The 11,629-nt window shown below is 60.5% G+C and carries 14 protein-coding genes; 4 read left to right on the top strand and 10 right to left on the bottom strand.

Features of this window, described 5'->3' with window-relative positions:
* A partial coding sequence (locus tag ACODTZ_RS35860; RefSeq protein WP_489032060.1) for a type IV secretion system DNA-binding domain-containing protein occupies positions 1-1,313 on the top strand: 1,313 nt, incomplete at its 5' end.
* A gap of 216 nt (positions 1,314-1,529) precedes the next feature.
* Here ACODTZ_RS35860 and ACODTZ_RS35855 read toward each other — a convergent pair.
* The 7 genes from ACODTZ_RS35855 to ACODTZ_RS35825 all read right to left on the bottom strand — a co-directional run bounded on the left by ACODTZ_RS35855 (position 1,530) and on the right by ACODTZ_RS35825 (position 5,178).
* Complete coding sequence (locus ACODTZ_RS35855) at positions 1,530-1,877, bottom strand: hypothetical protein (RefSeq protein ID WP_489032058.1); 348 nt, start codon at positions 1,875-1,877, stop codon at positions 1,530-1,532.
* Positions 1,874-2,155, bottom strand: coding sequence for a helix-turn-helix domain-containing protein (locus ACODTZ_RS35850; protein WP_489032056.1), 282 nt, complete (start codon positions 2,153-2,155; stop codon positions 1,874-1,876). Before ACODTZ_RS35850 ends, ACODTZ_RS35855 begins: the two co-directional genes overlap by 4 nt.
* Positions 2,156-2,280: 125 nt before the next feature.
* Complete coding sequence (locus ACODTZ_RS35845; protein ID WP_489032054.1) at positions 2,281-2,496, bottom strand: plasmid partition protein ParG; 216 nt, start codon at positions 2,494-2,496, stop codon at positions 2,281-2,283.
* Positions 2,497-2,516: 20 nt separating this feature from the next.
* Complete coding sequence (gene parA, locus ACODTZ_RS35840) at positions 2,517-3,146, bottom strand: ParA family partition ATPase (RefSeq protein ID WP_489032052.1); 630 nt, start codon at positions 3,144-3,146, stop codon at positions 2,517-2,519.
* A 269-nt stretch (positions 3,147-3,415) separates the two neighbouring features.
* Positions 3,416-4,126, bottom strand: a complete 711-nt coding sequence (locus ACODTZ_RS35835) for a helix-turn-helix domain-containing protein (protein WP_489032050.1) — start codon at positions 4,124-4,126, stop codon at positions 3,416-3,418.
* Between the two features lie 185 nt (positions 4,127-4,311).
* Entirely contained in the window at positions 4,312-4,503 is a 192-nt protein-coding gene (locus ACODTZ_RS35830; protein WP_489032048.1) for a ribbon-helix-helix protein, CopG family, read from the bottom strand.
* 63 nt (positions 4,504-4,566) lie between these two features.
* Positions 4,567-5,178, bottom strand: coding sequence for a recombinase family protein (locus ACODTZ_RS35825; RefSeq protein WP_489032046.1), 612 nt, complete (start codon positions 5,176-5,178; stop codon positions 4,567-4,569).
* Between the two features lie 414 nt (positions 5,179-5,592).
* Between ACODTZ_RS35825 and ACODTZ_RS35820 the strand changes: the two genes are divergently transcribed.
* Positions 5,593-6,834, top strand: a complete 1,242-nt coding sequence (locus ACODTZ_RS35820) for a DNA cytosine methyltransferase (protein ID WP_489032044.1) — start codon at positions 5,593-5,595, stop codon at positions 6,832-6,834.
* Positions 6,834-7,739 carry a NotI family restriction endonuclease gene (locus ACODTZ_RS35815; protein WP_489032042.1) on the top strand — a complete coding sequence of 302 codons (906 nt, stop codon included), beginning with the start codon at positions 6,834-6,836 and terminating at the stop codon, positions 7,737-7,739. Before ACODTZ_RS35820 ends, ACODTZ_RS35815 begins: the two co-directional genes overlap by 1 nt.
* A gap of 334 nt (positions 7,740-8,073) precedes the next feature.
* On the opposite strand, the gene ACODTZ_RS35810 is transcribed toward ACODTZ_RS35815, so the two are convergent.
* Genes ACODTZ_RS35810 through ACODTZ_RS35800 form a run of 3 tightly spaced genes read right to left on the bottom strand, consistent with a single transcriptional unit; the run spans position 8,074 to position 10,887 of the window.
* The gene (locus tag ACODTZ_RS35810; RefSeq protein WP_489032040.1) at positions 8,074-8,679 is read right to left on the bottom strand and encodes an HAD domain-containing protein; all 606 of its coding nucleotides are present in this window, start codon (positions 8,677-8,679) and stop codon (positions 8,074-8,076) included.
* Positions 8,673-10,616 (bottom strand): relaxase/mobilization nuclease domain-containing protein, encoded by a 1,944-nt coding sequence (locus ACODTZ_RS35805; RefSeq protein ID WP_489032038.1) that lies wholly within the window; start codon positions 10,614-10,616, stop codon positions 8,673-8,675. The genes ACODTZ_RS35810 and ACODTZ_RS35805 overlap by 7 nt, the downstream gene beginning before the upstream one ends.
* The gene (locus ACODTZ_RS35800) at positions 10,606-10,887 is read right to left on the bottom strand and encodes a plasmid mobilization protein (protein ID WP_489032062.1); all 282 of its coding nucleotides are present in this window, start codon (positions 10,885-10,887) and stop codon (positions 10,606-10,608) included. Before ACODTZ_RS35800 ends, ACODTZ_RS35805 begins: the two co-directional genes overlap by 11 nt.
* Positions 10,888-11,141: 254 nt before the next feature.
* Here ACODTZ_RS35800 and ACODTZ_RS35795 point away from each other — a divergent pair.
* A partial coding sequence (locus ACODTZ_RS35795; protein WP_489032036.1) for a hypothetical protein occupies positions 11,142-11,629 on the top strand: 488 nt, incomplete at its 3' end.

Genomic DNA, 11,629 nt, shown 5'->3' with positions numbered 1-11,629 from the left:
TCTTTACCTTCGTGACCTTGGGCCGGTCAGCTTTAAGCCCCGCAACCGGCGTCACCCGCGAGCATCTGCGCGGGGCAAATTTCGCCACGAGGGAGGCACACGAGGCAGAACTGCAGAAGCGCTATCCGAGCCTCCCGCCAACCGTCTCTATCGGGGGCGTCCCGTTCCCGCCCGGTCATGAGCGGCTGCATACCGCCATCGCTGCCTCGACCGGCGCGGGCAAGACCGTCGCCCTTCGCGGGCTGCTCGACACCATCCGCGCGCGCGGCGATCGCGCGATCGTGCTCGACAACAACAGCGAGTTCATGCGCGCCTTCCGCCGTCCCGGCGATCTCGTCATGTCGCCCTTCAACGACGAGTCACTTGGCTGGCGGTTGTCGAACGAGGCGAAAGACCTCTACGACTGGGACCGCCTCGCCTCCGGCTTTGTGCCTGAGGGAGCCGGCAGTTCCGCCGAATGGCACGAGATGGCGAAATCCTTCTTCGGCGCGGTCGGGGCCGGCCTGTTCGAGGTCTACGACGGCACCTTCACCAATGCCGAGCTGCAACGCCTCCTGATCGCGGCCGAGGCGCGCGAGCTCGCCCCCCTCGTCGCCGGCACCACGGCCGAAGTGCTGGCCGCGACCGACGACTTCAACAGCCGCCGCCTCCAATCCGTCCGTATGAGCTTCATCGCCAACCTCAAGGCATGGCGCTTCGTCAAGGACGGCGATTTCTCCTTCGGCCAGTGGATCAGGGACGACACCCCCGAATGGATGTTCCTGCCCTACTCCGATCGCAACATCGAGCAGGCGCGCGACCTCATGGCCGCATGGTGCGATATCATGGTGACCGCCGCCCTCGATCGACCAGACGGCTTCACACCCGCCCGCACTACATGGATCATCATCGACGAACTGAACTCGCTCGGGGAAATCCCGGCGCTGCTCGTCGGTGCGACACGCCTGCGCAAGGCAGGGGTCGCGATCGTCGTCGCCGTGCAGGACTTCGCCCAGCTTCGCCACACCTATGGTGACAACCGCGCCGAAACCCTGATGAACAATTTCTCCAACAAGCTCGTGCTGCGCACCACGGACGGCATCGCCGCCGAGCAGCTTTCAAAATACCTTGGCGATCGGGAAATGAACGAGGAACAGGTCAGCTTTTCAACAAGCGGCGGGGGCAGCTTCTCCTACTCCCCAAGCATCATCACCGAACGCCTCGTCCTGCCCTCTGAAATCCAGAAGCTTCCCGATCTGGAAGGCTATCTGAACTTTGCCGGCGACTGGCCAGTCATCAAGGTGAAAGTGCCCCTGCCCGGTCAACAGGTGTGACGGATCGCGGAGCCACGCTTTACCAAGGCTCGCCCTGGTAAAGCGTGGCGGACGTTCCAGAGGGCAGAATAAGCGGACCCGGCGCTGCGCGCCGGGGCATTGCCAGTGATGGCCCTCCAGCTCTCTTCGGCGCAACGGGAAGCGCGTTCGCCTCCGGGCCAGAGCAGAGCGCGGCCTAGCAGCGCACAGAAATTATTGTCACGTTCATTTCACGCTCTAGCTGGGTTTTGGATAGGTCAGCGCCTCGGGCGAAAACGGTGTGGTGCGGCGAAGGGCGCGGGCTTCCTCGGTGCCGGCAAGGATCAGCGTTGCGGCGTCCTCGTCCTCCATCGCGAGCACGGCCTTCCATGCCCGGATATGATCCTCGCTGACCGTGCCGCGATCTTCCCAATCCCGAGTGGTCAGAAGGGCCTCGACTCTCACGTCCTCCGACACGGCGGGGTCACGCAGCGCCGCAACGGCATTCTCGTGCGCCCGCAGCATCTCGGCGTCAGCCTCGGCGCGATCGGCGGCAAGGCCGGATCGGGCCTCGGATCGCAACCGCAAAACCTCTTTTTCGCTCATTTACTCAACCCCTCAAGTGAGTTCAGCGCACCCCGCAGTTCACGCTCGGAAAGGTCGCTGTAGTGTCCCCGCAAGAGGATGGATACCTGCTCTTTCGGAAGCCCCATGCGCAGCATGGCCTCGTCCTCGGTCAGGTTGAGCCGCCGCACCGCCTTGATGATTTCGATCATCAAGGCAGCCTTCACCAGAAGCTGGTCGGCATCAGGTAAACCGAGATCGGCAAACACATTGCCGGAACCGGTCGTGATCTTAAGGCCATTGACGAATTGAGTACGCATCTTTTTTCTTCATTTGAGTAAATGTTTAATTACTTTTAGTATCATCTACTCATACGTTTGACATGAGCGCTAGCACGCTCACGCAAGCAACATTCTCAAAAGTGGGCAGGGCTTCACTTATTCACTCACTTGAGTGATTGAGCGACAAGCTCGCGCAAAATCTCGGTCACGGTGCGACCCTGCTCGACGGCCATCATCTTGAGCCGCTTGTGCTCGTCGCGATCGAGGTCGAAATTCACCCGGACCGTGGGACCTTTGTCCGACAGGCTGGCGAGGGTGGCGGATTTGCGAACGTTGCTCGGTCGGCCGGCGCTCAACATACCACGTTTTTCTTCACTCATATGATGTTCTCCTTATTCACTTAAATGAGGAACTGTTTAATTTCGTCAGCCAGCGCGAGGACTTCGCGGGCGGCTTCGCTGTCCGGTTCAAGATCGAGCACGGTCGATCCGGTCGCAGCCGAACCGGGGTAGCCCACGCGCTGCGTGATCCGGCTCGACAGGACCGGCAGGCCGTAGCCATTGAGGGCGTCTGTGATCTCGCTGCCGATCTTGGTCCCCTTGATCGCGCGGGACACGACGAAGGCGGCGCGCAGCTTGCCGTCCGTGACCTCGATGCGCTGCTTCACCAGATCGACAAGATCAGCCGTCGCCCAAATGTCGTAGGGCGAGGGCTGGACCGGAATCAGGATGAAGTTCGCGGCCTTGATGGCCGACACGGCGAGGTCGGCCGCTTGCGGCGCACCGTCGATCACCACGAAATCCTTGCGGGCGATGTTCTTCAAGTCGCGCTCGATCGTCGGACGGTCTATCCCGACGACAGAGAGCGGCTGTTCTTCCCGCACCGCCGCCCAATCGCGGGCGCTGCCCTGCGGATCGGAATCAATCAGCAGCACGTCAGCGCCGCCGATCTGCAAGGCGCGGGCGAGATGGGTAGCGATCGTGGTTTTTCCCGCGCCCCCCTTCTGGTTCAAAACAGCGATCACATGCACGGTCGATCCTCCTGCGTTTGATGAAATGTTCTTTTACTCAAGTGAGTATACATAATTTGAGCGTTTGAGTAAACATGCTTTTGGTGCGAACCCTCATTTGAGTTTTGAGCACTGCCCTTGCCACACGCTTTCTCTCGAAAGCCCATGCGACCGCAGCCGCAAGTGCTAAGCTTGCAGGATTGAGCGCTGAGGGTGCCGCACCGGCCCGCACTATGCGCGGGCCGGAATCGCCGCAGGGCCTCGTGAGAGGCCCGGATAGCGGCGTCCGCTCATTCTTTCCTATCTATAAGAAAACAAGACTGGGATTCAGTCTGTCTGGCGGACTCACGTTGTTTGATCGATCTGGCGAGCTTGGCGAGCGCCTGTCCCAAGGGGTTATCGCCCACGTCGAACAGGGTGCGTTCCTCGATGTCGAGCGAAGCTCGATGCGCCTCTAGGGCGGCGGCGCGCTCGGCCTCGGCCTGAACATGATCGTCAGGCGGGGGAGGGGTGACGCCGAACCGGCCAAGGAACTGACGGGCACGGGCAGGGAGCGACAGACGGTAGGCGTTGCTGGTCTGCTGGACCTGTGGGCCGCGCCCCTCGTTGCCGGTCGGCACATAGCGCCGCAGCCAATCGAGGAAGCCATGCGACCGCAGCGCCTTGAGCGCCCGCACAATTGCGTCCCGCGAGCGCCGCAGTTTGAGCATAAGAAAATCTATCGACGGATCGAGCCGCCCAGAACGGAAGTCCACCAGATTGGCGAACAGTTCCAACACCTCGATGGCGACCCCGCCAAGAGGGCCGTTGCGTGTACCTGGCTCCCGACACGCGATCTCGTAGCGCCGCGCCGCCAGCACGATCTGACGAACCTCCTGCCGATTTGTGCGCTTCCAGAATACGCCCTCGCATCGTCCCGCCGCGCGGGACTGCCTTCGAACGGGCGTGCGCTCCCGTTCGGTCGGTGCCCCTGCGAGCACCGCCCCTATCTGTGCAAACATCGTCCTTCGTCCTCCATATGGAGGGCATGGACAGCGGACAAAGATTCAGCGTTCCCGCAAGAGAGACCTCTTGCGGGGTGGCGGTCTTCCGACTATGTTGGAAGCAGCTTTACGGGCTTCCGAACACGGTCGTTCCGACAATCCAAAAACCCCTTGCCGCTACCAACGGCGAGGGGTTTTTCGTTTTATGCCCTCGGTGCGTTCTCGATATAGAACCTCAAAGCTTCCTCGATGATCGGGGTTCTGCCCCGAACTCCACTCTCGGCCTTCCGCTTGTCGATAGCCTCCACAAGGTCAGCCGGTAGATCGGTCGTCACCAGAACACGACCCGCCGCACGCCGCTTTTCGCGGTGCGTGACCATGTAGTCGCGACTCACTCTGGTTCCTCGATCCATAATCACATGTGAGAGTAATTCTAGCGATTCTGCAACCCCTTGATGCTAGGGGGCCGAAATCAGAGGCATAGGGGAGCCGCCAAGCGCCCGGTAAAGGGTGGAGCGGTGCACCTTCAGGAGCCGCGCCACCTCGGCCACCGTCTTCCCGTCCTGCTGGATAAGCTGCCGCGCGTGGGCGAGCTGGTCGACCGACAGGGCGGGGCGAGGGCCGAAGGTCACGCCTCGCGCCTTGGCCGCGATCCGGCCGGCGCTGGTGCGCTCCACGATCAAGGATCGCTCGAAATCCGCGATGCCGGCGAACACGGTCAAAATCATCCGCCCTGCCGGCGTCGTCGTGTCGGCCCACGGCTCTGCCAAGGATCGCAGGCCAGCGCCGACCGCGCCGATCTGCTTGGCAATGTCGAGAAGGTCGCCGGTCGATCGGGCGAGGCGGTCAAGCCGGGTGATCGTCACCACGTCGCCGGCGCGCAAATGGTCGAGCATGCGGGCCAGTTCCGGCCGATCGCGCTGCGCTCCCGATATTTTTTCCTCGAACACCCGGACGCAGCCGGTCGCGCCAAGCGCGGCGCGCTGCTGGTCGAGGTCCTGCCCGCGCGTCGAAACGCGAGCGTAGCCGATGAACACCCGGCCAGCGCTGAATTCTGGTTGGACGTCCACGGTTCCCCCCTGTCGCAAATCATGTCGCGGAATTTCTATCATTCGCGACTATGACATGCGACACGAAAACCCCTGAATTTCCGGGGAAGTCCGATCTGTCGCGAGACTTAGGAATTATGCAACGCGCCCGGCGAAGAATGTCTGTGGCCATTGCGTTTTTTGGATACACAAACGTGTATCCATGTAATACCGTCGCACCATGCCGAGCAAAGACGTTGGCCTTCGTATCCGCGTTACCAAGGAACTCCGAGAGGCGTTCCAAGGGGCCTGCATGGTTGAGGATCGGGCGGCGTCCGAAGTGTTGCGGGAGTTCATGCAGACTTACGCCGATCGTCATCAAGGTGGATTGCAAGCTGACATGTTTACGGCGACGGCCAAAGTGAAGCCGAGCCGTTCAACAAGAAGAAAGACAAGATGAGCAAAATCGATTCGTTTGGACCGGGCGCAAAACGGATGACTTCGCTGGACTTGTTCGCAGGTGCTGGCGGTCTGTCCGAAGGCTTGCGCGAAGCCGGGTTCACATCACTTTACGCTAACGAGATTTCCCCGCGCTATGCCCAAACGTATGCCATCAACCATCCGGGTACGCAGGTTGATAGCCGCGATATCAGAGAAGTAGATGCTCGAAAAATCCGCGATGGCTTAGGTTTAAAGCGGGGCGAACTGGATTTGATAGCCGGTGGCCCACCCTGCCAAGGCTTTTCTATCAATGCGCCAAAGCGCTCAAATGAGGATACCCGGAACCATTTGTTCCGCGAATACCTGCGGTTCGTGACCGAATTTGAGCCGCGTGTCGTCATGATCGAGAATGTTCCCGGCATGGTGTCATTCGAAGGCGGCGCAACGCTGGATTCGATCCTCGTATCCCTCAAGCGCCTTGGCTACGATGCCGACGTGCGTATTCTGTATGCGCCCCATTATGGCATTCCTCAGACCCGGTGGCGGACTATCATCCTTGGCGGGCGCGACGGGCTGAACCCAGCCGATCTTTTTCCCGAACCCCTGCGACACGCGCCAGTTCGAGTAAATTTCACTTCCCAGTTTGCCGGCAAAAATCTGGTAAACTTGCCACAATCAGTGGAACTTCCTTCGCACGTCACGGTCAAGGATGCGATTGGTGACCTGCCTGTCCTGCGTAACGGCGAGCTTGGTGCACCAGTCAAAGACTATGGGCACCCGGCTGATAATCCGTATCAACAACTGATGCGCATTGGCTCAACGGGGGTAACGTGTCATCAAGCTGCCAGATTAAGCAACGTCAACCTTGAACGGATGATGCATATTCCGGCGGGCGGCAATTGGACAAACATTCCCGATGCGCTGTTGCCGCGCGGGATGCAGATGGCGCGGCGCAGCGACCACACAAAGCGTTATGGTCGGGTCAATCCTGACGGTCTTGCTTCCACCATCTTGACCAAATGCGATCCGCATTGGGGAGCATATTTCCATTACGAACAGGATCGAGCCTTTACCGTGCGGGAAGCAGCGCGGATACAGTCATTCCCTGACACCTATGTTTTTTGCGGGTCGCGGGTGGAACAATACGAGCAGGTTGGCAACGCCGTTCCGCCGCTATTAGGTGCGGCTGTCGGGCGGACAATTGCGCGTGTGCTGGAAAACAGTCGCAAGCCCAAACGCAAGGTGGCGGTGGCGTAGTGGCTGGTAAGATTTGGGAGTTTTTCGGTTACCGAGCCGAGGACCATTCGGCGGCGGCGATTGCCGCCGCTACGGATAAGCGATGCCCATATTTGGACGAACCGTGCGAGAAGCGGCTTAGCGATGGGCTTATTGCCGGCGTCTGCACCATCAAGCCGGTAACCTCCGGCCCTGTGATTTGTTGTCCTATCCGTCTGTACGCGGACAAATATCGCGCCTTGTATGACGTGGCAAAAATAGCGTTCGAAGAAGACTTGGAATTGATTGCGGGCGGAAAGGCGTCAGCACGGGCGAGAGAAAAACAAACACCTGTTGTGGCCGTATTCGGAAAGCGATGGGGCGGGGAGCTACGTTTACCGCAAAAAGACGGTGCGGGTAGCTACTTCGTTGATTGGGTATTAGCGCTGGTGGATGCCAACGGCAAGCTTAAAGAATTTGTCGCTGTTGAAGTCCAGACCATCGACACCACAGGCAACTACCGCAACGGGCGGGAGAGCCTACTCACACCGGAACGCACCAACCCGGTAACAACCGCCGGGTTGAACTGGGAAAACGTTAACAAACGTATTTTGCCGCAACTGATTTACAAGGGTCAGGTGCTGCAACGTGAAGCGTTGTGCAGGAAGGGCTTGTTCTTTGTTTGCCCGCGACCTGTTTATACGCGGATCATGGCGCGCCTTGGCGGTGTCGGTGGTTTGATCCGCTATGCCTTGCAACCGGCGTCGATCACGTTCCTTGCCTATGAACACGAGGAAGGGAGCATTATCGACGGAGCCACGGTGCCGCTAAAAGCACTGCCGCCTCATTCAACGACGGTCTATAAAGTGCAAGAGGCGTTTAACAACGTCACTCTGCCCGATGAAAATGTTTATCGAACAGCTATCGAAGCCGCCCTTAGCAGATAACAGAATCATAAATCATCGCCGGGGCGGAAATCCTCAATCAGCCTTCAAATTATTGCGCTCAAACATATCTAGATCGATCTGAGACATAGTGAGCATGCGTAGCCTCTCGCGATTTATATCTCTGGATATGCTGCGGGCAATTCGCTGGTAGCGACATTCTTCGCAAAGCCAAGTATGCGTGTTAACCTCTGGATCGTCGGTTCCCCAATCGGGGAGACTGGCATTCTCTGCGCCGCAATCAGCGCAGCTTTCGCCTTCTACACAATGTGCTTTCTCTGAAATCGACGTCATCTTGCAGCACACTCGACCGGTTAGCCCCCGAAGGCCCGCTCTCTCAAAAAGGGCTGTAGGGTCGTAGGGGGCGGGTGACAGGCGCAGTCGGTTCGGGACGGAGCGGAAGCCCTCTTGGTGGAACCGATGATTTCATATCATCTTCCACCCCGAAATATTCACACGCCAGCAAATGGTCCGGGCGACTGTATCCTTCTTCCACATCGATTTCGAGAACAACAGCCATTCCAGCAGCAAGGGGTGGCCCTCGATATACTTCATCGTCAACGATCAATGACTTGCAATCTGGATGATCATCCAGCCAATCGGCAACCTCATCGAACTTGCGTGGCTCCAACCCCCACAGGGAAACAAACCAGTCCTCGTGCCAGAGGTCTTGCCGCAGCCCTTCCGAAACCAGCTTTGCCATGAGAGCATCGGAATCCGGCCCCCACGATCGCCGCCAGTTCGAGCTTAAAACCAACCGTGCATCTGCGAGGTCCGCAAGCCGCACCAACAGCCTGACGGCCTCGGCATTGAACCTCAACTGCCCCATGAAACCATCCGGGCGCGATCGGAGCAGCGCTGCATTCTCCGGCGAGCGGCAGTCCTTTAAGGGCAGAAGCACCCCGTCAATATCCACGAAAATGATGTTCTCGATCGTCACCATCCCGGCCCCTCATCTCTCGACCGCGAGGGGATGACACGCGGCTTCTGCTGCTTTTCACCGCCCTTGTTATCCGAGCCGCGCTCGGCCTCCTGCTTCTGCTGTGCGACAGCCTCCTTCCGTGCGTTCAGGACTGGCGGCATCTCCCGTTGCGGAGGAGGCGCCGTGCTCGGACGCTCCGACTGGTAAGCGGCGGTCCTGCCATCACGCGCGTTGAGCACGGGCGGCATCTCGCGCTGCATCTGCTCCTTCTCGGCCATGTATGCGGCCTTCCGGTCGGTCGGCTGCTCCCGCGCGGCCTCGACCGCGTGAACCTCACGGCCATGCTGTGCCTCGACGGCGCTGACTTCGGCTTTCCATGCGCCCTCCGCTGCTTTGGCAGCCGATTGGGCGGAACTTTGGCTTTGACTGACGCCGGCCTCCAGCGCCGAGCGGTTCTCGCTCGTCAGCTTGGCTTGACCGTCCTGCTCCTTCTGCCGGTACTCGTCGTTTTTCGCTCTGACGATGTTCTCGGTGTCGCGCTTCTTGTCTTCGAAGGTGGCAAACACCTTGCCCTCTGCCATCCTCCCGGCTCCCTGCTGGTGATACCTCTGATACTCGGCCTTCCGATCGAACGGCGCGCCTGTCCGGCTCTGCTCGTCCCGGCGATCGGCGGGACGCTGGCCGTCCGCTCGGTACGGTTTCGTGCCCTGCTCGCCACCCTGCCGGCGTGACCACTCCGAACGATCGCCGTAAAGCTGCTTCCACGCCTCGCGCAGTTTCCCACGCTCGCCGTCCTGCCGGTCGATCAGCGCCTTGCGCTGATCCTTGAACCGATCCCGGTGGCTCGTCAGATCCCGGTCCCGCTGACCCTTTACGTTGCGGATCTCTTTGTCCACGATGGATTTCAGCCGGGAGGCCAGTTGCTGCCGCGTCAGGTCCTGCGCTTGGTTGAACGCCTCCTGCCGCGCCCGCGTGGAAAACACGTTCATGACCGTGGCCGCTATCAGCCCCCGGTCCTCAAGCTGGCCGGTGGCCTGCTGGTGTCGCGCGGCGACAAAGGCGTTCACGACGACGCCGGTCATCGACTTCTCGCGCTGGCTGAACCGCCGTTCCTCCGCTCGAGCACCACGGAAATGCTGCGCCCAGATCGGCTTGCATTCCGTCCGGTGCATCTCGATCGTCGCGGCGATCTCCCGATCTTTCGTCCGGTAGATCGCGTTCCGATCCGCCTTTTCACGCGCAGCCAGGTCGCGCCACTGGTCGGCGTGCTGGACCTTCTGGCTGGCTCCAAGCTCGCGGAGCATCGTCGCGCGGCTCTTGGTGTCGTGCGCCTGCTCCTTCGCCGCGGCGCGCTTCTGCTCGGTGTATTTGCGGCGCTCGGCCTTATCGGCGTTCCGCTCGCGCTGCTCGCGCTTCTCTTCCCGGCGAGGCGTCAGGACGCGCCCACGCTCGCGCTCGTACTGGTTCGCCCAATCCGACAGCTTGTAGAAATTGTTGCTGGTCGTCAGCATGCGCCCATCTTCCGGGTCCACCCGGTTCAGGATCACGTGCACATGCGGGTGATCCTGATCGGTATGGCAGACGATGACGGCCTGTCGGTTCTCCGCTCCGAGCACCTTCAGGCTGGCGTCTGCCGCCCGCACCATGTCGTCACGGGTCAAGGTCGTGGCCTCGTCCGGATGCCACGACAGCGAATAGGTCTGAACCACCCGATCGGATTTCTTGCCGGTGTTCGGAACACCGGCGCGAGCCTTCAACTCGTCGGCCTGATTGGCCGTCGCGATCATGACACGCTGCGCCGTGAGCATGTCGTCGGTCACCATGTTGCGGGTCTCCGTCCACGCCACACGCTCACTCGTGGTGGGGTGTGGCGAGGCGATATCCGCTCGCTTGTCATGCAAGTAGTAGTTGAGAGCGCCTTTGAAGCTGACGCCCGCCTTGCTGACATCAGGCACCATCGTGCGCCAGCCTTTCCAGCGCGGCCCGGACCTCGGCCATGGTGTCGGCAATGTCGTTCGGGATGCCTCGGCCGAAGTGCAGGGCCTTGAGGATTTGGGCGAGGTTCACGCCGACGCGATTGACCTCGGCAATGGCCCGATCGTCGGTCGCGGCACGGGCTGGCGCGATGGTGATCCCGAGCACGGCTCGACGCGCGAACTCCGCAACAGGCAACCCGGCGCGCGCGGCTTGGGCCTCGACGTGAACGCGCTCGGTCGCTGTCAGCCGCACGCCTGACAGACGCTCGGTGCGCTTCTCGTCGGGCGCTTTGCGGGGTCGCCCGCCTGCGCCTCGGGCCTGTGGCCGCTCCGTCAATCGCCGCTCCCTTGCCGCGTCCTCTTGGGGTTCGGGGCTGCGCCCCGACAAGCGTTTTTGGATACCAAAAACATAGCTTGTTACCTTCTACATTATCCGGGTATTGTGCCATACGTGATAGGGTTTTCAAGTCTCAGATTTGACCCTGAACTTCCGGTGCGAGGTGAGAGGTGACCACGACGACACGCTTTCGAAACTGGCTGCGCGGCGAACAGGACCAAAGCCTGACGCGCATGAAATGGGCCTTTCTGCTGATGGTCGGTCTGTCGCTCTATTCGTTCATCGGAACGCGCGCCGAGACCGCGACCGCCCCTCTCGCCAGCCTCCTATGGATGGTTGGAATAGCTCTCTTCCTCGTCGCGACCGTCAGGGCATTCCGGCACATGGGCGCGCGCGTCGTCGGGCAGTATGTTTCAGGGGTGCATGGGGTTCGCCGCGTCCTGCTGTTCGCGGTCCTGCTATGGGCAACCTCGATTACCGGCGCGAAGCTCGCTCGGTTTTTCGTCGGCATGATGCGCGATAACACCGTGCTCGATCACGGCTATAACAACTATGTACACGGCGCACCCACGGTTGTGTTCCTAATCGCGACGGCGATCCTGTTCTTTACCTTCGTGACCTTGGGCCGGTCAGCTTTAAGCCCCGCAACCGGCGTCAC

It is taken from the genome of Rhizobium sp. FG113 (genome assembly GCF_057809895.1).
Note: the sequence above shows the minus strand (reverse complement) of the source record. Positions and strands in the feature narration are given on the sequence as shown.